This window comes from Streptomyces sp. NBC_01707 (assembly GCF_041438805.1).
Classification (GTDB): Bacteria; Actinomycetota; Actinomycetes; order Streptomycetales; family Streptomycetaceae; genus Streptomyces.
The window spans coordinates 5,816,162-5,841,288 of the sequence record NZ_CP109190.1; the positions used below are offsets into that span (position 1 = coordinate 5,816,162).

Annotated in this window: 23 protein-coding genes and 1 pseudogene; 12 read left to right on the forward strand and 12 right to left on the reverse strand. The window is 67.2% G+C overall.

The annotated features are described in order from the left end of the window. The first annotated feature begins 333 nt into the window (after positions 1-333). Positions 334-912, forward strand: a complete 579-nt coding sequence (locus OG963_RS26210) for a suppressor of fused domain protein (protein WP_093776363.1) — start codon at positions 334-336, stop codon at positions 910-912. Between the two features lie 774 nt (positions 913-1,686). Here the strand turns inward: OG963_RS26210 and OG963_RS26215 are convergent. Together OG963_RS26215 and OG963_RS26220 are read right to left on the reverse strand one after the other, a co-directional pair. Beyond that, positions 1,687-2,235 (reverse strand): DUF4262 domain-containing protein, encoded by a 549-nt coding sequence (locus tag OG963_RS26215; RefSeq protein ID WP_371799504.1) that lies wholly within the window; start codon positions 2,233-2,235, stop codon positions 1,687-1,689. Between the two features lie 337 nt (positions 2,236-2,572). Then, entirely contained in the window at positions 2,573-2,911 is a 339-nt protein-coding gene (locus tag OG963_RS26220) for a hypothetical protein (protein WP_093776365.1), read from the reverse strand. A 530-nt stretch (positions 2,912-3,441) separates the two neighbouring features. On the opposite strand from OG963_RS26220, the gene OG963_RS26225 reads away from it, so the two are divergent. Further along, on the forward strand, positions 3,442-5,094 hold the full coding sequence (locus OG963_RS26225; RefSeq protein WP_371799505.1) for a hypothetical protein: 1,653 nt from the start codon (positions 3,442-3,444) through the stop codon (positions 5,092-5,094). 410 nt (positions 5,095-5,504) lie between these two features. On the opposite strand, the gene OG963_RS26230 is transcribed toward OG963_RS26225, so the two are convergent. After that, a complete protein-coding gene (locus OG963_RS26230; protein WP_093930413.1) occupies positions 5,505-6,332 on the reverse strand; it encodes a hypothetical protein in 828 nt (275 codons plus the stop codon). 824 nt (positions 6,333-7,156) lie between these two features. On the opposite strand from OG963_RS26230, the gene OG963_RS26235 reads away from it, so the two are divergent. The 4 genes from OG963_RS26235 to OG963_RS26250 all read left to right on the forward strand — a co-directional run bounded on the left by OG963_RS26235 (position 7,157) and on the right by OG963_RS26250 (position 10,315). Then, a complete protein-coding gene (locus OG963_RS26235; protein WP_371799506.1) occupies positions 7,157-7,654 on the forward strand; it encodes a lactococcin 972 family bacteriocin in 498 nt (165 codons plus the stop codon). A gap of 308 nt (positions 7,655-7,962) precedes the next feature. Then, on the forward strand, positions 7,963-8,439 hold the full coding sequence (locus tag OG963_RS26240; protein WP_371799507.1) for a hypothetical protein: 477 nt from the start codon (positions 7,963-7,965) through the stop codon (positions 8,437-8,439). 976 nt (positions 8,440-9,415) lie between these two features. After that, positions 9,416-9,973 carry an HD domain-containing protein gene (locus OG963_RS26245; protein ID WP_326629541.1) on the forward strand — a complete coding sequence of 186 codons (558 nt, stop codon included), beginning with the start codon at positions 9,416-9,418 and terminating at the stop codon, positions 9,971-9,973. A gap of 9 nt (positions 9,974-9,982) precedes the next feature. Further along, a complete protein-coding gene (locus OG963_RS26250) occupies positions 9,983-10,315 on the forward strand; it encodes an ankyrin repeat domain-containing protein (protein ID WP_371799508.1) in 333 nt (110 codons plus the stop codon). Here the strand turns inward: OG963_RS26250 and OG963_RS26255 are convergent. After that, complete coding sequence (locus tag OG963_RS26255; protein ID WP_354391294.1) at positions 10,312-10,782, reverse strand: NUDIX domain-containing protein; 471 nt, start codon at positions 10,780-10,782, stop codon at positions 10,312-10,314. The genes OG963_RS26250 and OG963_RS26255 overlap by 4 nt on opposite strands. Before the next feature lie 34 nt (positions 10,783-10,816). Continuing rightward, a complete protein-coding gene (locus OG963_RS26260; protein WP_371799509.1) occupies positions 10,817-11,182 on the reverse strand; it encodes a hypothetical protein in 366 nt (121 codons plus the stop codon). Between the two features lie 26 nt (positions 11,183-11,208). On the opposite strand from OG963_RS26260, the pseudogene OG963_RS26265 reads away from it, so the two are divergent. The 3 genes and pseudogenes from OG963_RS26265 to OG963_RS26275 form a co-directional block, all read left to right on the forward strand. Continuing rightward, positions 11,209-12,051 (forward strand): annotated as a pseudogene (locus OG963_RS26265) (replication initiator); the annotation flags it as partial. Positions 12,052-12,053: 2 nt separating this feature from the next. Then, the gene (locus tag OG963_RS26270) at positions 12,054-12,263 is read left to right on the forward strand and encodes an excisionase family DNA-binding protein (protein ID WP_371799510.1); all 210 of its coding nucleotides are present in this window, start codon (positions 12,054-12,056) and stop codon (positions 12,261-12,263) included. After that, positions 12,263-13,390 (forward strand): tyrosine-type recombinase/integrase, encoded by a 1,128-nt coding sequence (locus tag OG963_RS26275; RefSeq protein ID WP_371799511.1) that lies wholly within the window; start codon positions 12,263-12,265, stop codon positions 13,388-13,390. Before OG963_RS26270 ends, OG963_RS26275 begins: the two co-directional genes overlap by 1 nt. Before the next feature lie 337 nt (positions 13,391-13,727). Here OG963_RS26275 and OG963_RS26280 read toward each other — a convergent pair whose 3' ends face one another. The 7 genes from OG963_RS26280 to OG963_RS26310 form a co-directional block, all read right to left on the reverse strand. Continuing rightward, entirely contained in the window at positions 13,728-17,291 is a 3,564-nt protein-coding gene (locus tag OG963_RS26280) for an NACHT domain-containing protein (RefSeq protein WP_327367984.1), read from the reverse strand. 468 nt (positions 17,292-17,759) lie between these two features. Beyond that, positions 17,760-18,887, reverse strand: coding sequence for a three-Cys-motif partner protein TcmP (locus OG963_RS26285; protein WP_371799512.1), 1,128 nt, complete (start codon positions 18,885-18,887; stop codon positions 17,760-17,762). Positions 18,888-18,986: 99 nt separating this feature from the next. Continuing rightward, entirely contained in the window at positions 18,987-19,742 is a 756-nt protein-coding gene (locus OG963_RS26290) for a phage Gp37/Gp68 family protein (RefSeq protein WP_327367982.1), read from the reverse strand. 245 nt (positions 19,743-19,987) lie between these two features. Next, positions 19,988-20,773 (reverse strand): hypothetical protein, encoded by a 786-nt coding sequence (locus tag OG963_RS26295; RefSeq protein ID WP_327367981.1) that lies wholly within the window; start codon positions 20,771-20,773, stop codon positions 19,988-19,990. Then, on the reverse strand, positions 20,770-21,600 hold the full coding sequence (locus OG963_RS26300; RefSeq protein WP_327367980.1) for a hypothetical protein: 831 nt from the start codon (positions 21,598-21,600) through the stop codon (positions 20,770-20,772). The genes OG963_RS26295 and OG963_RS26300 overlap by 4 nt, the downstream gene beginning before the upstream one ends. Before the next feature lie 90 nt (positions 21,601-21,690). Next, complete coding sequence (locus OG963_RS26305; protein ID WP_371799513.1) at positions 21,691-22,230, reverse strand: N-acetyltransferase family protein; 540 nt, start codon at positions 22,228-22,230, stop codon at positions 21,691-21,693. Continuing rightward, complete coding sequence (locus OG963_RS26310) at positions 22,227-23,513, reverse strand: XRE family transcriptional regulator (protein WP_371799514.1); 1,287 nt, start codon at positions 23,511-23,513, stop codon at positions 22,227-22,229. Before OG963_RS26310 ends, OG963_RS26305 begins: the two co-directional genes overlap by 4 nt. Positions 23,514-23,754: 241 nt before the next feature. On the opposite strand from OG963_RS26310, the gene OG963_RS26315 reads away from it, so the two are divergent. The 3 genes from OG963_RS26315 (at position 23,755) to OG963_RS26325 (ending at position 24,984) form a co-directional block, all read left to right on the forward strand. Next, entirely contained in the window at positions 23,755-24,201 is a 447-nt protein-coding gene (locus tag OG963_RS26315) for an ATP-binding protein (protein ID WP_327367977.1), read from the forward strand. A gap of 226 nt (positions 24,202-24,427) precedes the next feature. After that, complete coding sequence (locus OG963_RS26320; protein ID WP_371799515.1) at positions 24,428-24,616, forward strand: hypothetical protein; 189 nt, start codon at positions 24,428-24,430, stop codon at positions 24,614-24,616. Between the two features lie 188 nt (positions 24,617-24,804). Next, the gene (locus OG963_RS26325) at positions 24,805-24,984 is read left to right on the forward strand and encodes an FxLD family lanthipeptide (RefSeq protein WP_016825826.1); all 180 of its coding nucleotides are present in this window, start codon (positions 24,805-24,807) and stop codon (positions 24,982-24,984) included. Positions 24,985-25,127 lie beyond the last annotated feature (143 nt).

Consider the following 25,127-nt stretch of genomic DNA (forward strand, 5'->3'; position numbering starts at 1 on the left):
GAACAGAAGGCCGGGCACATGTTCGCAAGACCGTCCACTGCCACCTGTGGCATATGCGCGAGCGCATGGATCCTTCGCTCGGTCGGCCGGGCGGAACTTTAGGCATCGACCGGACCGTCTTTACTCTGGTCGATCCGCTGCCATTGCGGCTACCTCAGACCACTCGGCGCCGCTGCTGCTCACCATTGCGTCTCCTGCGACGCCTACGCGCCTTCGCATCGTGCTCAACAGACTTTCGTCCGGAGCGCGCCGGTATGCGAGCAGCCATTCCAGAGCCCCAGGATCCATGGGGCGCGGGCATGGCGCACGGTGACACTGTGTAGAGTCCCGCGCATGCCCGCACCCGTCATCGTTCGTGATGTTTTCCACCGGCTACAGGAAGAGCTGGGGGAGGAGGACGCCGGCATCACCTTCGAAAACGGCCCCGGCCCTCTCGACCGGATCGACGTCATGGTCCACAGGGCGGCGGATTCGTCGGGCGTCACCGTCTTCACCACGGTCGGGATGTCGGTCGAATCCATGCCCTCCCGTGACGGCCGAACAGGCGGCCGGGCGGAACTTCGTCTGTTCCGTCGTGGGCACGTGGAGCCGCAGGACGAAGGCCTCATCGCAATGTGCCTGGCAAACCTGGCGGCGTATCCGTGGACGCTTGGGCGGGCTCTTGGCTGGGGAGAGGTCGTCACCTTTCCTGACGACGTGCCGACCTACCCGGGGTGCCGCCGCGCCTTCCTGGCGGGCCCTTGGACCGACGAGCAAACCGACTCCATACAGACCAGCACCGAAGCCGTTCGGGTGGTGAACGTTGTCCCGATCAGCGAATCGGAACGGGTTCAGGCCCTGGCGCTACGTCCCAAGGCGTTCTTCAGGGATCTGCTCGATGCGCGGGACGTGTTTACGCCGCCCCACCCATGAGTTCGTCGTCCGTGACTTTGCCGAGCCGTCCCGACGCAGCGACCAGGGGAACAGGAACGTAGCCCCTGAATACTTCGGTCAGTTGACCTCGCGCCTTCCTTGGGCGGGATCTGTGGGGACTGCACCCCAACTTTTGCCCCGTCCGTTCAGGTCGCGATGGTCTCCGTCGGTGAATAGTCACCGCGGATGTCGCCGGTCTCCTCGTCGAGTTGGTGCGCCGTCAGAGGCCGACGGCTGCCCGGGGCGTTCGCCGTGGCGGCGCCGGCCTCCGGGCTGGAACTCCTGTCGTACTGGTGTTGGCTGCGGTATCGACCACGCCGAAGGGGGCCACCCAGCCCTGGGAGTCCATCGCCGGGCTCGTGGCGGGCTTGGCTCTCGCGCTCGGCGGCTGCCCGATAGTGCTGATGGAGCCTGACGACGGGGACGGGAGGCGAGCCTCAAGCTGATGGCCTGGGCCACCGTCCCGGTCCTGCTGCTGTTCGTCCTGGGGAGCTGGTGGCCGGTGCGCCGGGGCGTGTCGAAGGTCGCCAGGGTCGCCCCACCGAGCGACAGTGCCTGAGAGCGGTGGTGCACGGGACGCGCCCTGCACGGGGCCGGGCCGTTCTACCTCACTCTCGACTGGAGCTCGGGCAGTGTCGAAGGCGCCGTGATCCGCGTCAAGAAGATGAAGCGGCAGCTCTGCGGCCGAGCCGGATTGAAATCACTCCGAAAAATGATCTCGCTTCGGCAGCTTGCGCAACAGCGTTGGTCTGTCACTGGTCGGCACGTCAGGGCTCAGAGTTCCGTCGTCCAGACCCCGACAGGGTGCTCCTTCGGCGGCAGCCACAACTGAGGCTGCGACTCCCGATGTCTCTCCTCAGCCTGATCTTTCCAGTGGAAACGGCCGTCCATGTCGGGCCACGCAACTTGCAGCACAGGCAACGGAGGCCGCCGGTAGAACCCCATGGCCCGCCCGAAGAAGGTTCGGTACCAGCGGAGATCGACCTGCCTGAGCGCGACTTGGTGACCGTCGACAACCTCAGGATGCCTCTGGCCTTCAGCCAAAACAGCACCCGCGGCGGACTTCGCTCCGAGCCTGTTGAGCATGCGGTGCATGGCGTGGACATCGAGTCCGAACATGGAGAGTTCAGGCCCGCCGTGAGTGTGCGCGAGGCCGATCGTGTAGGCGAATCCAGGACCGATCTCGTCTTCGGGAACCATCTGGACGTGCCATCCGTGCTGCTGCACATTCTCGATGATCGTCAGATCCGCGCGGTCGGCCTCGTCTCGGTCACCGTAGTCATGGCAGAGCACACAGCGGCACTGGAACGAATCATCGGTCATGTGCGGAGGCTACGAGGTGAGCGGCTGAATCCGGCAGTCGGGGTTCGTGACCACCCTTTCATCGAACAACATCGTCACCCTCCGCGACCGCTCCCCAAGATCTGTGCCGGAGCCCGAGTCGTGAAGGCAGTTGTTCACGAGTTCTGGGGGCATGCGAACCTGGGGCCGGGTGAGGTTCATGAGAGCGCGGGGTACCACCCTGCGGCTGGCCTCTCCCGAAGGCCTCTCCCGAACGAGGGGCGGAGGAGCCTTCCGGCGAACGGGGGGTTCACGCGCTGCCGACGCCTGCTGTTCCCCCGTGGCTCCCCGTAGGTTCTGGCACGGCTGTCGCGCGGCCTCAGTCTCCCTGGAACCACAGATAGCTGCCCGGGGTGTCAGCGCACTGCCCGAGCATCGCTGCAAGGTCATCCAGCGCAGCGAGCTGATGCACATCACTGCACCGCTGCTTCAGCTCGGGGATCTCCCGAAGAGCGGTGGCGGACTCCTGCTCGTTCATCAGCGTGTCTTTGTACGGATCGACAGAGGTGAGCCGTCCGGTGATGCCGAGGCGTTGGAGTGAGTCGAGCGCATCGGCCAATGCATCGCCGTGTCCGTAAGAGCTCTGCAGGAACGTTGCGCGGGACTTGCGCGAGTTACGTGCCGGCCGCGCCGAGTGCAGCTCCAGTTCAATGCCCATGCCCTCCATGATGCCGCTCGAGCTGGGACGCGGTGCCGCAGGGCCTGGACCTCGATGAGATCACTGCACCACGCATCCGCACCTGGCGTACCGAGCGGCTGTCGTCCACAGCCCTGCCGTGATTCCTCGGCAGGACCTGCAGAGCAGGCAACGGGGCCCCGCACCGTCACCACCCGACTGTACGAACGGCCTTGACGCCCTGGGCCGCGAGTGTGCGGATGCTTCCAGCCGGACGGCGGCGCGCGCCCCCGCTGCCGTCAACAGCTGCCGTCAGCGGCTCGTTCGGTGGCGCGTGAACGGGGGACCTTGCTGATGCGGTAGACCCCCTCCTCGCAAAGCGGCGCCCCCCGCTACTGGCCAGAACCCGGCGGCGGAAAAGTGATTGCCGCATATCCGTTCGCGACCGCTCACGCACCTCGGCAAACACCCGGCAAACGCCCGTCCAACACTCGCTTTGGTTGTCCCTACAACCTTCCAGCCCTTCCAGAGGTCTGGCGGCTGATCAGATCTTGATTCCCTGGGGGGAACACATGAGAAAACGCACCCTCTCGGCGCTGTGCACACTCGGCGCACTCGGTGGCGTGCTCGCGGCTCCGACGGCGGCACAGGCGGCCGACCCGCACCCGGCGGGCCCCTCGGTCCGGACCGACGAGACCCGGATCTACGTGGACTTCGGTACGCGCACGCTGCCGAAGGACCTGAAGGTGCTCCTGCGCAAGACGGGCACCGACACCCCGGTGGCGACCATCGATGAGTTCGGCTTCCTGGAGGACATGGACCCCTGCATGCCGTCCTGCCAGGACGACCCCGGTGAGACCGCCGTCGAGACCACCCCGCTGCGCCTGGCGGACCTGGGCCGGTACGCGGTGGACGTCGAGTACGACGGCACCGAGGGTGAAACGATCCTCCACAAGGACGAGGCGATCTTCGACTACCACCTGATCCCGCAGGTCAAGACGTTCGAGGTGAGCGGGAAACCGGACCTGGAGCACAGGACGGTGACCGTCAAGGCGGACGCGACGCTGCGCGACCCGCGCGACGGCGCCGAGACGCCGATGGCGAACGGCCGGCTGGTGCTGGAGACGACGGCGACGAAGACGGGACTGACCACCGACGCCGCGGGTCATGTCGAGACGCCCTTCACTTTCACGGGCACGGAGAAGCACGACACGACGACGCGGCAGAACGACGTCAGGATGGTCCTCCGGCCGGCCGGCGCGAACGCCGCGCACGGTCTGACCCGCCAGGTCGAGGTCGGCTACACCACGACCGACATCACGCTGGACTCGCCCACGGTGAGGGGCGCGGACGGGACAGACGCCCCGTTGACCGGCCGGGCCACCTACCGCGACAGCAACGGCGTCTCCAAGCCGGTCCCCGTCGGCACGCCCATGTCGGTGTACACCGTACGGACCTTCAAGACCGGGGAGGACGGGCGCTTCACCACCCAGGTCCCTGTCGACGGCACCCGACGGCAGACGATCGCCCTCCTCGGCACGCCATGGCTGTCCAACTCGTACGCGTACGTCAGCTCCGACCCGACGACGAGCGCGGGCTTCCACAGGCTCCCCACGGTCACTGTCAGCCGGTACAAGAAGGTCTCGGTGGCAGGCGTCTTCGACCGCTACGACCTTCCGGCTTACACGACCCTGAAGGTGAACCTCCAGTTCAAGGCGAAGGGCACCACGACCTGGGTCACCAAGAAGACCATCGACAGCCCCGCCATCGCGGGCGACAGTTCCCGCACGGTCACGGCCGCGGACCTGCCCTACCAGGGCGTGGGCGTCTGGCGGTTCCAGTTCCCCGGCACCAAGCAGATCCCGGCCGGCCCCGCCCCGGAGTCGTACACGGTGTACCGCCAGATGACGGCCTTCCCGGAGTTCAACGCGAACCCCGAGCCGGTCAAGGCGGGCGCCCCCCTCACGATCACCGGCAAGCTCAACACGAAGAACGAGGACAACGGGCAGTGGTCCGCGTTCGCCGGCGCGCGGATCGACATCTACTTCCGCGCGAAGGGCACGACCACCTGGCGCGGGGCCGGCGTCGCCGTGACGGGCAATGACGGCAAGTTCACGAAGACCTTCACGGCGGCCAAGGACGGCGACTGGCAGGCCAAGTACGAGGGCGACGAATGGAGTCACTTCTACAGCTACAGCCGCCTGGACTTCGTGGACGTCCAGTGAGCACGGCCCGCGTGGGGTGACCGCACCCGCCCGCTCGCGTCCCGGGGCTCTTCCGGCCAGCGGGCGGGCGGAGCCGCAGTGCGGCGAGGACGCCGCGCGGCCCTGATGCGACGCGCGGCGTCACGAGGGTGACAGCACCCCGACGACCCCCAGCGCCGGGAGCAGCGCCATCGGTGCCCCGGCCGACCGGGTCTCCCGCACACCCGCGTGCGGTCCGGGGCCTTTTGCCTGGTGCCCCGGCAGGATTCGAACCTGCGACACCCGCTTTGGGAGCGAGGTGGGGCGAGTTGAGGTCTGACCTGCGGAACGCGGACTTCGGCGGCTGCTGGCTGTGGCCTCCGCCGGCAGCCGCTGTTCCCCGTGAGTTCCCGCCCGATCTGGCGCGGTTGTGGCACGAGGGAACTTCTGAACTATCGCGAACTCACTCGCGAGTCCTGTTGCCACCTCGGCCGCCGCACCCTCGCCGAGGACGCCGCCGCGCGCCGCTGCTGGCGCAGGAGTCGCGCCATCACTGCGCACACCACGACCGGCACGGTCACGAGCACGGTCCACCATGGGATGCCGAGCCACCCCGACGCGGCCCCCACACCCACGCCGACGCAGATGTTGGTGAAGGCCAGCCACCTGCCGTACGGCTCCCAGACGAAGGGCGCGTAGGCGGTCGGCCTGGCCAGGCGGACCGCGCCGAATACCAGCGACTGGGCCGCGAGGAGTGCGACGAGGACGCCCATGGCAGCGTTCCCCTGGTGCTCGTCGCGAGGTGCGTCGGAGGTGTTCTGGCGGACGCCGTCCTTGCTGAGGACAACGATGTCGCGGCGCCAGCCGGTCGCGATGACCTCGTCACCCCGATGCAGCTCGTCGAAGAGCGGCCCGGAGTCGCTGAACCGCACGACCCTCTGCCAGGAGTCGTCGCCCTTGTCCTTGAGAGTTGCCTCGTAGTTCCTGGCCTTTCCTGCGAACGTGGACTCGGTCTTCGCGACGGTGAAGTGCCAGGTAGTGAGGCAGTCCTTCGCAGCCACCTCCTGCGGGGTCGCCTGCGCGGGGCACGGCTCGGCTGCCCGGTAGTGCTCGTAGCGCTCCTGTTGGCCCGGCACCCACACCGTGAACGCCAGGTAGCTCAGCACCGCCCACAGCAGAGACAACACGATCAGCGCCACGCCCGTGAGCCGCGGCCGGCCCGGCGACTTCCGGTCGGGACTGGCCTTCTTGCCCGCCGTGGCCCACGCCCGCTCTGCCATCGCTGACCCCCTCCACCCGGTTTTCATGAGCTGGAGCAGGCATAGCACCGCTTGCCTGCTCCATCAACCAACCATTCACCCCAGCTCCCATCCCGTACGCCGTCGACCCACACACCGTGGAGCGGGCCTGGTTCAGGGCGTCAAGGTGGAGCGCGCCACTGCACGAACGACTGTGAGGATTGGTCATCGCACCGCTCGGCGGCCTCGTCGCACTGGGGCACGTCATGAAGCCCGCGCGATGAGTCGGCCTGCTCGCATTGAGACGCGACTGTCGTCAAATGGTGCCGTCAAAAGGCCCCGGACCATGATCGGTCCGGGGCCTTTTGCCTGGTGCCCCCGGCAGGATTCGAACCTGCGACACCCGCTTTAGGAGTTCGATCCACCCGCTGCCTGTCGGGCTCCACCCGTGCACGCTCTGACCATTCGCGACCGCTGAACGCTGCGGCTGTCCGTAGTCGTTGATGTCAACGCTGGATGTCAGCGGAACAGCTCCGGCATTGGGCAGACCTCCACCGGTGGATCCGGGCTCATTCGCAGCGCGGTGAGGATCGGCCGTGCCGCCTCCTTCTTCCCACACGAGGATGTCAGAGTGCTTACCAGCCACCGGCCACAACTATGGGTGACGGCGCCAGGATCAGCGACCCACGGTGAGATATTGCCGCAATGTAAACAAATCAGACGTTCCAGGATGCAGAAATATCCAGACAGGGCCCACAGATCAGACAGACGGGCTTTCAGCCAACCGGTTTCACCACGCTTTACAGCCAGGCATATGCCATTCGATGATCCCAGTCCCCACACGGGGAATCACTGGGAGGGGTTTCATGAAGATCACCGGTAGATCCGTCGCTTTCACCATCGCTGGCGCAGCTCTGGCTGTTGGCGGCCTCGTGGCGCCGGCCACCGCGGACAGTTCTCAGCTCAGCGCGTCTGCGATCGCGAGCACCCCCGGAGCTACCGTCACCGTCCACCATCGTGGGGACGGCACCCAGCCGCCCGCAGAGCTGGGTAACCCCTCTGAGTGGGGTGTGGTGACGATCAAGATGGACGCTGCGGCGGGCTCCGTTAGCCCGCTGTCTGAGGCCTGCGTCAGTGCCAGTGGCGGCAACTGGTGTTACGGCTGGTACACCACGGAAGTCAGCACCGGGGTATTCAATAAGTACTGCTACTCGAACTACTACCATTACACGAAGAGCCACGCGTCCACGGTGAAGATCGCTGGCGGCACGAGGAAAGATACCGCTCCAGCCAACGCCACCTCTAACGCCCACCTCACTGCGGGTCTCGCCTACACCTGCTCTACGTACTACAGCATCGATTAGGCTCTGATCCCCGCACCGATCAGTAACTCCATGCAGGGTGCGGTCGGTTGGTGTGCCGCTCGGGGGCTGGTCCGTTGCCCGCGCAGTCCCCGAGTAGTACCACCTCCACCTCTGGCTTAATCACGGAACGGGGAAGAGGGATCATGCGCTTTCCGCGCACTAGTGTTGCACCGATCGCTGTGTCTATCGGGACGGGTTTGCTACTTGGCCTAGCGGGTCCCGTTGCCGGAAAGTTGGACAACGCCGTTTGTGTCACCCTAAGTGTGGTCCTTTCCGGAGGGTGGCCGTGGGCCTGTTATGCATTCTTGGTGGGCTATTTCCGCCGATCCAAAATTGAGTCAGCACTGCTGTCATCTTTGGGGTTGGCTATCGGTGTGGTTGCATACTACCTCTTTAAGGACATGTACCCCGCTATCCCGGCCGGGCTGGAATCGGGCGCCTCCGGCGAAGGGCTTTCCTCTCGGATTCTCGTGTGGGGAATAGCGGCGTTCATTTTCGGTGCCCCCGTGGGGCTCGTGGGAAATCTGGCACGGACTCCCGGAATTGGCGGCCTATTTTTCCGCCTCCTTATTCCGCTGACCGCCTACATTGAGACCTCTCAGCGCTTGCACACAGAAGCGGACTCGCAGGGTGCGATTGTCGGAATTACCTGGACCGTGATCCGCGTCACCGCATGCGTTGTCGGCGTGTCTCTTGTGGGGCACACGGTATGGAGCTGGTGGCGTGATCGGCGCAACCGACCCGAAGACCGGCAAGGAGTCGGCGTGCCAGTCAATCACCCCTGACGCATCGTCCGTGCGTGGTGATGCCCCAATGGGGTCCCGTGGCGTCTACATGCCGGGCAAATCCGCCAGGATTCGCCGACGATCGGTCCCGTTGGTGTCAGCCGCTGATGTCATCGCCAGATGGACCCGTTCAGGAGGCCGGGCCGGTGTCCGTACGTACGTACCCGATGGCGACGAGTCCCGCTCCGATGACAGCGGCAGTCGGAGACCAGAATGCGCCCCATACAAGCAGGAGGGCGCCTGCCCCCCACACCCTTGGCCGCCTGACGTGCCGCTGTAGCCAGCGGCCGGGGACTCGTCCGAGGAACAGGGCATGGATGCCGAGTACGGCACCCGTCAGTGCAAGCGCGATCGCTACGAACAGCGCGCCGAGCACCATAGCCCCAAAAGCCAATCCCACGGCCTACCCCCTTAACGCCACCCTTCGGCGGCTGGCCCAGTGTGGCAGAGGGAGCGACCGCCCGAGAGTGGTTGAGGCGGCAGCGTTCGCCGCTCTGCTCAACCCACCACTCACCCCAGCTCCCATCCCGTCCGCCTTCGGCCAACACACTGTGGAGCGGGCGTGGTTCAGGGCGTCAAGGTGGAGCGCGCCACCGTACGAACGACCTTGACGCCCTGGGCCGCGACTGCTCGGCTCTGCCTGGGGCGAAGGTGGTCGGGATGGGAGCCCACCACGCTCACCACGAATCTGCCGGTACCCGCGAACGGCGTCCCGACCCATCCCGGAGTCTGAGCGCCCCGCCGGAGGCATGTCCCTGAGCCGCGGACGACTTCCTCGCTCCCACCCGCAGCACGTAGCGCGCCGCCTGGCGCGGCCAGCCGGGGCGAAGACAGAGGCGGGCCGCGCCGCTGAGGCGGCGCGCACCCGCGCCGTGCGCGGGTCTTGATGAAGTAGGGAAACTCTTACCGCGCTCATGGCCCGTGGGGCTCCATGAGAGCTGTCTGCAGACCAACCACCTGAGCTACGGTGCGATTCATGCCTTCCGTATTGGACACACCCCAGGGAGCGGCCGAGCTGGCCGAGTCGCTGTTGCCGCCGCTTGGGAATCGCTGGCTTCACACGCAAGCTGTCGCGCAACGTGCTCGCCAGGCATCGGCGGCTGTGCCAGCGGATGAGCGGGATCTGCTCGTTGCCGCTGCGTGGCTCCATGACATCGGATACGCCCCAGAGCTGCGGGATACCGGCTTCCACCCCATCGATGGTGCTCGTTACCTGGAAACCCTCGGGGCGCCGTCACGCCTCGTGCGACTGGTCGCCCATCACTCCGGCGCCGTCTACGAGGCAGAGCAACGCGGGCTCTCCGCTGAGCTGGACGTGTACGAGCGGGAGGACTCCCCGCTTCTGGACGCGCTCATCTACGCCGACATGACGACGGGGCCCGCTGGCCAGCCCTTCGACTTCGGCCGGCGGATTGATGAAATCTTGGTCCGCTACGAGCCGGGCGGCGAGGTGCACACCGCGATCAGCAAGGCGCGGCCGTACCTGGGTGCCGCTGTAGAGCGGACCCGTACGCGGCTCTCCGCTGGTTCGTGAGGACTCCGCATGTCTGATCAAGTCCGATCCCCCGCGCACCATGCAGTCGAGCATGAGGACGTGGAGACTTTGGCCCAGCTGCTCGACGCCGGGGCAGACCCTAACGAGGTCGACGGCAGTTTGACGCTGCTTACCCATGCCATCGACATCGAGGGGGATGGAGCCCAGCAGCAGGGGGAGCCTCTCACCGTGCACACCACGGCAGTGCTCTTGGCCTACGGCGCAGATCCTCAATTGGTCGATCCCCAAGGGAATACGCCCATGTCGATCGCTGAGGAATACGGGCATGAACTCGCGATCCGTCTCCTACGCAGGTACCTGGCTGGCAACCTCTTGCGTTAGCCGATGTAAGGCTCGGATCGGCGCGCTTGGCCGTGCTCGATCCGCATCTGCATGGACGGATGGATGTTCAGCCCGTCCAACCTGTCGGGGGCGACGAAGGCGACTTCTTTGCTCTCGCTGCTTGTCCGTAGCTCGCCGCCGACGATGCGGGCCGTGAAGCAGATCGAGAACTGTTGTCGTACCTCGCCGTCGTCATACGCCATAACGTGCGCGGGGTTGGTGTAGAGGCCGACCAGTCCGGTCACCTCTACGTCGAACCCCGTCTCTTCCTTCGTCTCGCGTACCGCGGCATCGGCAACCGACTCGCCGACGTCGACCCCGCCGCCCGGCAAGGCCCACAGATCGTTGTCGGTCTTGTGGATCAGTAGGACTTCCCCGGCCTCGTTCAGGGCCACGACCGTCACCGAAGGGACGATGCTGTTCGCCTTCGGAGCGTTCGGATCGTTGATGTAGTCGACGCGGGCCATGTCTCCAGCGTCGCACGTCCGTCGTCCGGCCTCCCTAGGCGGGGCGACCTCGCTCCCATGCGTAGTCGAAGCTCCGCATGTAGTGGCGGAAAGTGCGGGCGCCGGGGATGTAGCGGAAGTGCAGCACCGGGTTCTGCCCTGCGGGTGCTCCGAGGACGTGCGGATTCACCAACACGTCGTCGTCGAAGCGGTAGATGGAGTTGTACAAGATCGTGTCGTGCAACCGGACCTCGATGCCTGGCGTCGTGGCCACCGGTTTGAGGTAACGGCCGGTGATCCGGGCGCGGGCGGCAAGGTCGTCGCCGATGCCTTCTTCCTCGCCTCGCTGGCGCAACATCGCCGAGTCCGGATCGCCGAGCAATATCCGCACTTCAGCCCCGCTCTTGGCCTTGTCGGCCAATTGGCTGGGAAGGTCCTCGCCGTGCCAGGCGTGTGGGGTCGCCGGTGGCCGGACTGACGCAGGCGGCCTGCAAGGAAGAGGCGCGGGTCTCGTTCGGGAAGGTCGCCGAGTTCCAAAAGCGCGGCGCGGTCCACTTCCACGCGGTCGTCCGCATCGACGGACCGGACGGGCCCGACACCCCGGCCCCGGCCTGGGCCACCGTCGAACTCCTCGACGACGCGATCCGGGCCGCCGCCACACGCGCCACGGTTCCCGTCCCTTCCGCCGGCCGATTCCCCGCCCGGACGCTGCGCTGGGGAACACAGATCGACGTGCAGCCCATCGGCGCCCTTGAAGGCCAGGCCGACGTCAGCGAACAGGCCGTGGGGGCCTACGTCGCCAAATACGCCACCAAGGCAGCAGAGACCACCGGCACCCTCGACCGCCGCATCGGCGAACTCCGCGAACTCGACCTCCACCCCCACCTGCCCGACCACACCCGACGTCTGATCGAGGCCTGCTGGGACCTGGACACCGCCTACCCGGAACGACTGCTCGCCCACTGGTCCCACATGCTCGGCTTCCGCGGCCACTTCTCCACCAAAACACCCCGCTACTCGACCACCCTCGGAGCCCTGCGCGGAGCACGCGCCGACTGGCGGGCCCAGCAAGAACGCCGGGAACGCGGCCTCGGACCCCTCGACCAGGACGACGACCAGACAGAGGACACCACCCTGGTCATCGCCCACTGGGAGTACGCCGGACAGGGCCACACCCCCGGCGAATCCTGGCTCGCCCAATCCATCGCCAACGAGATCAGGCAAAACCGCGAACTTGCCCGAGAGAACCGCACCGAACTGGAAGCCTTCGACACCGCGGGGGAGTGGTGACCATGGAACGGCTGCTCACTGTTGACCAGGTCGCCGAACTTCTCGGCACCACCGTCCGGTTCCCCCGGCGGCTCATCGAGGAACGCCGAATCACCTTCGTGAAGGTAGGCCGACACGTCCGCATCCCCGAGAGAGCCGTCACCGCCTTCATCGACGCCCACACCTTCGAGCCGGTCGCTCGTCGCTCGGCTGGCCTTCGGAGGGTCGCCTGATGGCGAACAGGAAGGGCAACCGTCGGCGTTTTGGTTCGGTCCGGCAACTCAAGTCAGGTCGTTGGCAGGCTCGGTACCGCGACCCTGTGACCGGGCAGCTTCGCAGTGCCGAGCAGACCTACGCGACGAAGACGGACGCGGAAGTCGCGCTGACGCACATTGAGGCGGACATCTCGCGCGGCCAGTGGGAAGTCCCGGACAAGCGGGCCGTTCCGTTCGCCGAGTACGCCGATGCGTGGCTGCGGGACCGAAAGCTGGCTGCCCGCAGCAGGGAACGGAACGAGGCAGTGATCCGGCTGCACATCAGGCCGACGTTTGGTTCGGGATCTCTGGCCGACGTCACCACGTCCCGTGTCCGGGCCTGGCGTGGCCAGCTGCTCGCGGCCGGGGTGGGGGAGCCGACCGTCGTCAAGGCGTATCAGGTCCTTCGAGCCATCATGAACACGGCTGTTGACGATGAACTCGTTCGTCGTAACCCCTGCCGGGTCAAGGGGGCCGATCGGTACGACGTGCCCGAGCGCCCGGTGTTGACCGTGGCCGAGGTGTACGCGGTGGCCGAGGCCATGGCGCCGCGCTACCGGCTGCTCGTCCTGCTCGCGGCCTTCACCACACTGCGGTTCGGTGAGCTGGCGTCGCTGCGCCGCCGGGACATCGACACCGCCGGGCGGGTGGTCCTGGTGCAGCGCGCCCAGGCCGAGATGCAGGACGGCAAGCTGTTCGACAAGGCTCCGAAGTCGGCGGCCGGCGTCCGTCCCGTCGCCTTCCCGGACGAGATCCTGGCCGACGTCATTGAGCACCTGGAGCGCTACGCGGGGGCGGGCCGTGACGGCCACGTCTTCCTTGGCCCCCAGGGCGGACAGCTGCGGCGCAGCAACTTCCGGGACGACTGGATCAAGGCGCGCATGGATGCGGGCATCGCTGCCGATGTCCACTTCCACGATCTGCGGCACACGGGAAACACCCTGGCTGCTGCCGGGGCGAGCACGCGTGAGCTGATGACGCGCATGGGGCACAGCACCGCCCGTGCCGCGTTGATCTATCAGCACATGACTGCCGACCGGGACCGTGCGATCGCCGATCGGCTGGGGTCGATGATCCGCCAGCGGCAGGGAGACGCCGGGACGTAGTGGCACGTGTGTGGCACGGACGCGATCATGCGAAAGGGCCAGTTCGAGAGGATCAACCCTCTGAACTGGCCCTTAATGCTGTGCCCCCGGCAGGATTCGAACCTGCGACACCCGCTTTAGGAGTGGGATTGGATCCTTGCCGGGGGATGCTCGATGATGACGGGTGGTGCTGTCTTACCTGGTCAGCGTCACCCGACATCGTGGACGATCCCGCTCATGACGTCTCGTGCCGAGCTATCCGCTCACGCATCGCTCACGCACTTCGCGGCCACAGGCAGTCTGCGGTGGTTGCCTCCACTCGACGCGCCGCGCGCGGCCGTCACTCCTGACCCACCCCTCAGGACCGAGGGCGCACACCGTCGTCACACCCCGGACAGTCCTCTGTGTCGAGGGCCTGGACCGTCCGGCAGTGGTTGCAACTCCAGTGCGTCGGGCCAGGCGTCGCTTGATGCGCGTCCTTCGGACGGACCGACAGGTCGGTGTCCCGGCGTAGCGCCTCCACGATCGAACCGTTGGGGTCGAGACGCGGTACGGCAGAGATCAGTATTTTCGCCGCCACTCGGTGGTCTGCCGACTCCGAGGAAGCAGCCCGTGCCAGGAGCGAAGGGCGCCGATCGCCTGAGGTCATGAGGGCGACGGCGTGGAATAGGGCCGCCCGGTGGCGAGGCCAATGGGTCATGTCCCTGTCTAACAGCTCCTGACCGTCCCACGGAACACGACCTCCCTCCAGGTTGATCAGCACGTTCGCCGCCGACCACGCCATCCACGAGGAGTCCGCTTCCAGGCACGCCAGCAACGCCGTCTGCTGGGCGTCCGTGAGGACCTGCCCGACGCCGGGGATGGGCGAGGGCTTGACCAGAGGCGGTGTGCCCGCGACGAGCCATTCGCCCAGCAGGGCATCGGGCGCGGTGATCTGCTGGAGGTGACGAGCCTGGGTGGCCACGGCCGCCTTGTCGATGCCGTACGCGTCAGCCATCGCGTCGAGCCACGCCCGGCGTTCCGCCGCGCTGTCGTGGGCGAAGGCGCGGTCGATCTCGTTCGCCGGGGAATCAGAGTATCCGGTCGCCGCGAGAAGGTCGCCGAGGGCGGTGAGCGACCAGAAGTCCCCACCTGTGGACTCCGGGCACGGGCCGTGGAGTGACACGAGGTCCGAGAGGAGAACCGCTCTGTCGTCCCAGGCGCCGGATGCCCAGTCTCGCAGCTGGGTGGCGATGTTCCCCCAACGCCGACTCGTGTCGAATCCCGCGCGTGCGAGTACGGCGTAGATCCTCTCGGCGACGTACCCAGGCGTGTGCATCGCGAGGGCGAACACGTACTCACCCGCGTCGTCGGGAAGCTCTCCCAGGTGCTCGGCCGCGCCTAGGGCGACCTGCTCGAGCCCTGGTGTGAGGCGGCCGCCGCCGACCATCTCCCAACTGCGACGCCCTTTTTGCACCATCTCGGAGTCCTGCGGCAGGGGAAGCGCCAGCACCCCGCGGAGCGCGTCGATCTCCGCTCCGCCCAAGGGGGCCGCGTCCGTGCGGGCGTCCGTCAGCGCGCAGAGGGCCCGGGCGATCGACTCGGCGGTGCCATCGAGCTCGGACAGTTCCACAAGGTCCGCTCGCCGACGCCGCGATGTCGAGGGCAGGGCCAGCAGACACGCGGCCTCCACGAAGGGCCAGGGCCCCGCGTCACGCGTCTTGTCCCACAGCGCCGGGAAGAGCTCCGGGGGTTTGCCAGGGCCGCGCGGGAGTACCGGCTCGCCCGCGAGCGCGCCAAGAGCACCGTCCGTGAGGTGGTCCAGGGCCCGTTCCAGTTCGCCGTCGGAAAGAGTCACGACACCGCGCGCCGCGAGGTCAGCCACCATGAGGGTGGCCTCCCGCTGTGTCTCGCCGACATCGAGCAGAGCCTCAGCCGTACGGGAATCGAGTCCGGCGGCGAGTGCGATAGCCCCGTCGGAGTCCGTGTGGACGAGGGCGTGGCGCAGCCAGTCCCGCAGTTCCTCTGCCCCGCACGACCGTGCCCACATGGCCGTTGCGATCTCAGCGAAGACCTTGCTGCGGGCGGTGAGTTCGCCCGCGCCGTTCACCACGAACACGGCGACGTGCTCGTCCCAGAAACGGAGCACGTGCTCCGCCACCTCGCCGGCTGCGGCGGGCGGCATGGCCCATCGCAGCGGGGCCCTCAGCATGCCGGTCAGTGACTCGAGGGCGCGTCCCGCTGGAGGAGTCGCCTCGCCGTCGAGGAGCCGTCCGAGCGTGACGAATCCGTCGAGGAGCATGCCCGTCGTCAGGGCGGGTGCCCAGGGCCGGGCCGGGTCGAGCGTCCCCCGTAGCCTCTCCCACCGGTGCACGGACTGTTCCACCGCGCGGTGCAACAACGCCGCACGCCCTTTGGGAAGGTCGGCGTCCGGCGCGTCCGCGCAGACGAGGGCGAGCAGAGCGGCGAGCAGCGGCACCGCGAGCAGATGCGCGTGCTCCTTCTTCGCATCCTTGATCCAGGCGCGTCGCGTTGCAAGGAAGGCTGCTCGGTCCGGCCCGGGAATCCGTGCTTTGGCACAGGCGACGAGGATGCTGTCGACCGTTGCGTCGAGATCCTGTGGAGGCGCGAGCTCGACCCGGGGCAGGCCGAGCCGCGCCGCGGCCCCTTGCCCGTTCGTCCGTGTCGTGACCACGAACCCGCAGGAGGGGTGCAGAGACGCGAGAATCTCTTCGAGTTGTTGCGCGACCCACGGCGCGCGCGCCCCGCATTCGTCCAGCCCGTCGCAGAGGAGGAGCACGCGCCCCTGACCGATTTCCTCATGGAGGTACGCGGCGAGCGGTCCCCGGTCCGCGTCCTGCACGGTGTCCGCCACGGCGTCATTGACCAGGCCGTCGAGGGTCAGGCGTCGCGGCTGTCCCTTCAGTAGACGCGGCAGCGACACGAGGATCGGGGCGGGGGCGTCGGCGTGGCTGGCGCAGTGGGCCGCGATCTCACGTACCGCCACAGACTTGCCTGAGCCCGGTTGCCCCACGATGAGCATGCGGCGCCAGCGCCTCATGTATCGGTGGAGGAAGGAGGAGGTGCGCTCGCCCTCCACGTCGATTCGGAGGCCGCCGATGAGGTCGTCGACGACGAGGGGCGGGAGGTCATCGGCGAGCAGGCTGAGGTCGATCCGTCCGGCCTCCGCTGTAAGCCGGGTGCGGTACGAGTCGACGGCGTTCCGACGGGAGGCCAGACGCATCGCCACCGGACCCCCCTGGTCCGGGAGCACGGTCACCCCCGAGGCGGTCAGGGCGGCAACCCAGTCCTCGGCGGAACTCCCGAGCGCCTCGCCCGCCTGCCGATGGAAGAAGTCGGCCAGGGCGCTCACGGCACGGTGTCCCTGCGCGTCTGCCACGACGAGGTCCATCAGGGCAGCCAGGAAGTCACGGTGCGGTGCCGGTCCGGTCGAGCCGGGTAGGTGGAGAACACGCGCCCGGTCGAGGACGAGCCCGCGGACCCGTGAAGGAAGCCGGTCGGCGAGGAGCGCGAGGGCCCTGGACTCGTCACCAGTCTCCATGCGCAGGCCCGCACGGTGGCGTCGCAGAGCCCGGTCGAGGTTCTTTACCGGCCCGACGAGTTCCTCGCCGGCGATGACCAGAAGATCGTCGGGGCCGAGCGTCGGAACCTGTCCCACCCACCCCGTCAGCGTTTCTTCCAGCGGACGCCCTCGGTCGATCTTCCGCTTCGCGGACACGTAGGCGCGGCGCCCGTCGGAGAAGGTGACACGGATGTCGTCGGTCGGGTCGCTGGTCTCGAAGTCCAGCCGGACGGGCCACACCCCTGCGGGAACGACCAGCCCCGACACCGGGCGGCCACGGAGCCCGTGTACGGCCAAGTGCGCGGCCAGCTCGCATCGGAAGACACTGCCGACCTCCCCAGCCTGCCCCGCCCTGCTCACCCCGACCGTACCCCGTCCGACCGACCCACACTGCTTGCCCCGAACCTCCGGCGGAGCACCGCCTCATGGTAAGACGTCACACTGAGAGGCGGGGGCGAGACAAGGACGGTTCGCGTTCGGGCGCCTGAGCCCTCGTGGTCTCCGCCCTGTGAAAGTCCGGGCGCGATCAGCGTCCGCCCGGACCAGTACCGCGAGTCCCGCAGCCGGGGCTCCTGCTTGCCGTCCTACCAGCGTGGCCGGGCATCAGCACGAAGCACATCAGAGCCTCCACCAGAACCGGGGCCGGTTCACCCTGCTGGTGGCGGAGAGCTGTCTCTTGCCACTTGCGCAGCGATTGGTGAAGGGAGGGCGCTGACCTGTTGTTTCGCAAGGAAATGCGCTTTGACTTGTGAGAACTCCTCTCGGCAGTTCTCACAGGTCAACGCCGTTTCCCAGGCTCATGTGCCCTGGATGTGCCCTCGCGGCCTCTCACCAGAGGGCGCCTTGCTCGGCTGACGGACGGGTAGTGGGCGGCGTCGCAGCCAGGCTCACTCGCGTCTTGGAGTTGATGGCACGAGGTTCCGTTGTCACGGCCCCCGCCTCACGCAACTGTCGGATGGCCTCGATCACTTGGGCGGGCCGATAGACGGTTTCCAACAGGGCGTATCGCTTGAGCTCGGGGATGGTTCGCCCATCGGGCATTTCGGAGATGAAGTCGTGCAGGATCCGTCGCAGCGGAGCCGTATCCGGCTCGAACACGAGATCAAGCATCTGCTGTTGAGTGTCCCTGGGGTCGCGGTAGCGGACGCCATAGGAAGGGTCCACCTTCCACATGGCGTCCTTCATCTTCTCCAGTCCCAGTTCGTGCTGGGTGCCGAAGATCAGGTAGAGCATCCTGCCGCCCTCGTCGACCATCTCGAAGTAGAGCGTGTGCGTGAAGCCGGCCTGGCGCAGGGTGTTCCGGTATTGCTCGCGCAGGAAGGTGAACTTGCCTGACGGCGGCTGTTGGAAGACGCTTTGCCACTCCTGGCTTCCGAAGGCTTCGTCGCCGAGTTGGCGGTGGCCGTCGTGCTTCTCGGCGAACCGGGTGAGGAAGCTAGGCTCGAAGGTCACCATCACTTCGGTGCTGGGATGCCGCCCCAGCTCCTGGAGGAGCGAGAAGGGGATATCAGGTCCGCCGAAGCTGTCCAGCAGGACGAAGAGGGGTTTCCCCAATGCTCCGATGCCCCGCAGCTTCTGGAGGAGGGCCGGGTGGAAATCTCCGTGACGTATGTCCACAGCTATTCGTTTGGTGATGCCGTCCGTTTGCCGGGAGCGGACGAGCTCCATCTGGCGCTGTAACTCTTTGACGCGCCGAGCGTTCTCCTCCATGAGGATCACGCGCATACGTTTCGGGAACCTGTGCAGAGTGTCGGCGAAGACTTCGTAAGCGATGACCGGGGAGCCGGGCTCGCCCTGTTTGTAGACGCCAGCACCCGCGAAGCCTTCGGCGTAACTGATCACGTCGAGTCGTGACAGCAGAATCGGCGCCCATGCCGCCAAGTACTGCTTCAGTAAGTCATGTTTGGCCGCCGTGTGCGGATCGCGTTCCCACACGGCATCCTTCGGTACGGCCACGATCGGTCCCCCTACTCCCGTCGGCCCCGCTAGGGAGAGGGTCACACACCGTTGCCATGTGCCACCAGAGTGCGTACGGCGGCTGCTGGACTTTGGCCGTTAATGGGCTGCGACAGGCAGTCGGGGCGGCATCTCGTCCCAGGTCGCTCCGTCGAGTTCGCGGCCCCCTGACTTCGGGCTGCGGCCACCCCATTGCTTGAAGAAGAAGGGCACTCCGGCGTCATTGCAGGCGTCGCGGATGTCCACCAGCCACTCCTCCTGTACGGGGCGATGGTGGGGCCCGGACTCGCCTCCGGCGATAACCCAGCCGATGCCGTCCAGTTGCAGACCGGTAAGCGGGCCGAGAAGCGGCTCGCAGGAAAGGAAGCGCACGGCAGCGGGAACGTGTCGAAGGTCGTCGACACGATCCAGGTGCTCTGCATCTTCGACGGATACGCCCATCCACAGGTTGGAGGGCCAGTCGAGTTCGTCAGCCACACGTCGCAGCCTGCGGGCTCTCTTGGTCAGTAGCTGATAGGTGTGCTGGGGTGTCTCGGCAATCACCTGGAAGACCTGCCGGACGAAGTCCAGGGGGACCTTGGCGTGGAAGAGGTCGCTCATGGAATTGACGAAGACCATCCGTGGGGCCTTCCACTGACGGGGGATGGCCAGTGCGTCAGGGTGAGGGGCGAGGCCGAAGCCCGGGCCGGATGTCCTGGGATCCCCGTCCGTCTGGTACTTGGCAACACCCATGGCCTTGAGGCGCCTGGATAACGTCAAGGCGTAGCAGTTGTCACACCCGGGGGAGATCCGGTCGCATCCTGTGGTGGGATTCCAGGTCGCCTCGGTCCACTCGATTGTGCTGCGATCGCCCATGGGTCCCCTCCCGTAGCGGGTGGACACTGGTCATCAGCGCTTTCCCACCCGGCGCTTCGACTGCGCTGCCTAACGAGCGACGTGCCGAACTGACACGCGATCGCCCCCATCTTTCAGGTCGAATGCATGTTCTGTGAAGAGGGTCCCCCCCGGCGTCATCGTCAACGAGTGTGCAGCTGGGTACTTGGCCAGTTCGACCGAATGCACCCCTCTGCCCTGGATGCGCCCTCGTGGGACGGCTGGGATCAGATCCACACGCTCCAGGCAACGGCGGCAGCAACGGCGAGGAGGGTGATCGAGACTGTCCATGCAACTGCTGCTTGCGGAAAGCTCTGCTGCGGTCCTCCGGCGATCTCGGTTCGGGCTGATCCGCGACGGTGCGCGACGGCGACGGGCGCAGTGACGGTCACGGAGGAGTTGTCGCCTGCCACGATGTTGATGTTCTGGAGGGCCTGCGCGACTTGGGCGGCAGTCGGATCGTGCTGGCCGTGAGGCATCGTGGCGCGTAGTTCCCCGACCAACTGAACGAGTCGGGTGCGCACCTGGTCGAGAACGCCTTCCAGGGCCGACGGGTGGACGGCCCAGTACAACCGGAGCACCTGACGATGGGAGTTCTGGCTCATGAGCACGGCGAGGTCGGCAGCCATGGCGTCCCCAAGCTGTACGGTCTGGCCAGCGCTTCCGGCGACGAGGGATTCGATCTGGCCGACTCCCTTACCGAGGCGGAGTTCGCTGCCCAGGTCGTCGCGGGCGAAATCCGGGAGGTCGAACATGCTCACCGGTTGCTCCTTGAACCGGTACATCCCGGCAAAGCCGTCCATCACCAGAGGCGCCGATACGCGTCGATAATCGGGAAGTGGTACGTCGATGCCCTCGTAGCCCTGGAGTTCGCGCAGTGCCCATGCTCTCAACGGTTCGGAGTGAGCGTGTCCACCCAGGGCGATCACCTGGCGCAGGATCGGGGCGAGAGGACGTCTCTCGTCTAGAACGTCCGCCTCCAATCGGTCGAGGCGGCTTCTACGGAGCCTCATTTCACGACCACGGTGGCAATGACGCCGGCGACGGCCGCGAGCGCCGCGACGGCGCCCCAGATCACCGTGGTGCGGTGCCACCAGGGCTGGGGGGTCGTGGTTGCGGACTCGTTGACGTTGGCGTTCGCGGTGCTGCCACGATCCGCCTTCGCGTTCGGAGCGACGATGTGGAAGGTGGAGTTGTCACCTCCCGTGATGTTGAGGGCCTGCTGCGCGGCCGAGTCGATCTGGCTGGGGTCGGGGTTCTGCTGGCCGGGGGGCATGGCTGCTCTCACTTCCGCGACGAACTGGGTCAGACGGGTTCTGATGTGGTCGAGGACGCCCTCGACGCTGGCCACGGAGACATCCCAATGCAGAGACGTGATGTCGGCGGCCTCGTTGCCGAGGCGATGCTGCTCCTGCGTCATCTGCAGGACGTACTCCGCGGAGCCAGGCGGGCTGAGACGTAGCACCCGGTCGCCGTGCGCGACCAAGGCTTCGAGTTCTCGGACGCCTTGCCGGATCGGTGCGCTCTCCCCGATACGGCGATCACGAGCGTGCTGGGGAAGTTGGTGGGGGCTGATTCGCCGGGTGTTGCCCTGAATGATCTGGCCCGGGAGGTTGAGATCCACCGCGACTTCGAGCGCTGCTGGCACCTTGCGGTACGGCGGCAGCTCATCCGTCGCCGTGTACCCTTCCAGCTCCTTCAGCGCCCAGACACGCAGTTCCGCATGGTGGGCGTAGCCAGCGAGCATGAGGCACTGGCGGAGGGCGGTCGCGAGAGAAGCGGTGTCGTCCAGGACGGTGCGCTCAAGCTGCTCCAGCCCTCGGACGTCGGGTGTCGTCACGACATCCAGTCTGCACTGCCCCACTGACAACACCGGCTGACTTCGTTGTTCCGCCGCTCAGCCACGCCGCGGCGGTTCAGTCTTGGCTGGTCAGTGGCTGGCCCGGATCATCACACTGAGGACCGGCGAGGCCGGTGACGGCTGGCTCTGGCCGATGTCCTCGTACCCCCACGACTTGTAGAGCGCGTGGACCTTTCCGTCCCCAGCGGCTGGGTTGACCATGAGCGTGACGAAGGGCTCGTCGCGGGTGACGAGGAGGGCGTCGTGGATGCGGCGGGCGGTGCCGGTCTTCCGCCAGGTCGGTCGGACGCCGATCTCCTTCAGGGCCACGGCCGGGCGCTCGGTGTACTTCTCCGCCGGCGTCGGGCTGGTGCGCTGCCAGTAGCGGTCGCCGTGCTCGATGGTGTTGCCGTAGGCGTAGCCGACTGGATGTCCGTCTGCGTACGCGAGGACGGCTGTGAACCCCGGCTCGGAGCCGTGTCGGTCCAGGCGTTCGCCGAACGCGGTGACGGCGTAGTTCGGCAGGTGGAGGAGTGGGGCGCGTACTTCGGCGTACACGTCGAGGAGGTCGCCGCGGGCGGTTTCAAGGGTGGTGAAGGTGCGTAGCTCGATGGCGGGCGCCGTGGTCATGCGGTCATCCTCCAGGTGGCGGTGTGCTCGGTCCAAGTCTGCACGGTGGAGGTGCCCGGCGCGGTGGCGCGCAGTGCGGCTCCGAACTCCTGCAGCATGCGCGTGACCCTGGCGTGCTGGGTGGCGGCTTCGGCGGGGACCTTCATCGCGGTGGCCGTGGCGGCATCGGGGGCGCCTTGTGCGAGCTGGGCGTGGGCGAGCCGGGTGGTGGTGATGGCCCGGGACCTGATCATGTGGGGTCGGAGGGCTGACAGGCAGCGGTGGGCGTGGTACTCGGCGGTGGAGTAGTCGCCGAGTGCCAAGTGTGCGGAGAGGGCCAGGGAGTCCAGTTCGGCCTGGTCGTAGAAGGCGAGCATCCATACCGGCCGGTAGTTGGCGGGGTCGGCGCGCAGCATGGCGTCTTGCGCCTGCTCGAAGGCCCGGCGGGTGCCGGTGCGGTCCTGTGCCGTGCCGTGAATGGCTCCCTGGCGGGCCAGGCCGAGGGACGCGAACAGGGGGTCTCGGCGGGTGAGGTGCAGGTTGCGGGCTACGTCGTTGGCGGCAAGCGCGTCGGCGGGACGGCCCATGTGGCGGTACATGGTGCCCGCGTGGCTCCAGATGCGGAACTTGATCGCCTGGTCGCCGGACATCTCTGCGAGGGCCTGGGCCTCGCGCATGTGCGCCTTGGCGACGTCGTAGCGTCGGCCGTCGATGGCGGCCCACATCGCGGAGGAGCGGAAGGCGGCTGCGGAGGCGTAGAGGTTGCTGCGTACCCGCTGGGTGGCGCTGCCGGCGTTCTGGAGGTTGAGCGCCTCCTCGGCGAGGGCGGCGGCCCGCTGTTCGATGCCGAGTTGTCCGCCGTGGCGGTGGTCGCTGGCGATGATCTCGGCGAAGCGCTTGTTGAGGCGGTTGACGTCGCTCATGCCGATACGGCGCGGCGATACGGTGCCGGGAGCGGCGGCTGCTGCTGCGGCCGCCGCTGCGATGCTGCCGACGAGGGTGCGGCGCTTCATGTCGGGATCCTCCTGCTGCGGTGGGACCGGGGCGGACGAAGGCCGGCTCCGTGGCACGAACCCTAAAGCGACGGCGGGTAGTCCGGTGACGCCCTCAAGTGCCTTGCGGGCGGCTGACTTTGGCCACACGACGCGGCCCGCTTTCCATGCCCGGACCGATGAACCGTCGAGTCCTCCAGGGCGCCCGGTCAACCGTTCAATGGCCCTGTTCACTGCCTCGGCGAGGCTGTTGGAGCTGTAGCCGTGTTCGGTCATCCACGCCTCAAGAACGGTGTTGCGGGTGGTGTCCATGCGGGCACGGTAGCCCGCGCGATCCCCACCCGCCAGGTAAAGGAGAGGTCAAAACGTCCTAGGTGAGTCCGTCGGCTGAGTGGCTGAACACCCTAACCAACTGGCGAGTGAAGGGAGTTGTCTGGGTGCTGGTCGCCCGCCGCGCCCCACCGTGCGGGCGGCTGTTGACGGCCCGGACCGCCCCTGAGGTTCCCCCGCGGGGGCGGGCCGGGCGCCGAGACGACACGAAGGCTCTGCCCCAATGACGAGTGCGAGAACACCAGTTGAGGCCCTCTCCGTCGGCCACCCCACGTACAGCCAGACCTTCCCGTGCGAGCCGTCCACGGCCGAGCTCGGCCGTCGACTCGTCCGAGACGTCCTCGACGTGTGGCACCTCGACGGCCTCGCCGACCGCGCCGCGCTGATCATTACAGAGCTGATCGCGAACGCCTCCAGGCACACTCCGTGTCCCGAGATCCGCCTCACGGTTGGGCGGCCGAGCGCGACACGACTGCGTGTCGGGGTTGTGGACCGGGAACCATCGCGTCTGCCCATACTCAGCCAGGCGGCTGACGACGACGAGTCGGGGCGCGGGCTGCTCCTCGTCGATGCCGTCGCCGACCGGTGGGGCTACGACCTGCACGGCTCAGGCAGACGCCCTTGGGGCAAAGAGGTCTGGGCGGAACTCCGTACCGAGGGCGGCAAGTGAGCATCTCGGCCACGGCACCCTCGCCCCTTCCGGATCTCGCCCGACTCCGGTCCCGCCAGCAGATGGCCATGGACTGCGCCCTCTGCGCCCGGCCGCTGGGAGCAAGCGGTCGACGGCTGGGCGATCTACGCCACCGGGGCCTGCCGTTCCAGCTCTGGGCCTGCGCTCCCAACTGCCAGGCCACCAATCGACTATCCCGACCAGCTGAGAAAGGGGACGTCCTTTCATGGAGTGGCCGTGGATCACCGGTGATTGCTGGCTCGGCTGCGGGCGTACGGGAGTCCTGGTGATCTGGCTCGGCCCGGTGCAGTGGGACGGGCAACACGCCCTTTTCTACACGTGCGAGCCGTGCCTCGATCGCCTCAAGGCGCAGGCGCTCGCCTACTTCATGGAGCGGCGACCGGCATCCGCTTGATCAGTCTCCCGGCACACGACTTCCCGGCGTGAGGGAGGCAGCCCGCGAGGACTTCCTACGCGGAGCACGTCCCCTCGCGCCGGGCGGCCAGGAGCCGTCAGGGGAGCAGCCGCTGGCAGCGCTCCCGTGGCGGCACCTGGTGGGCGCTCCAGCCCAGTAACACCACAACGATTACGAGGAGTTGAAGCATGACGCGCAGCACCGTAGTTCCCAGCCGCACGGAAGTACGCCCGCAGATCCCTGGGGCGTCGGACGGATTCGACCTGGATGTCTCTCTCGTCGAGATCGCCGACCCGGCTGGCCTGGTCAACCTGACCGACGACAACTGCGGGTCCACCTGCGGCGCCTGCACCACCAACGTCGCCTGACCTGGACTCCAGATCACCCAGGGCTGGTGCCGCCGCGTCTCCGCGCGGCGGCACCAGCCGCCCCCCTCACCTACGGAGGTACTTGGTGGTTGCTCCGCCTGCAGCGTTCCGCACCGCTTCCACTGTTCTCGTGCGCGCCGTGG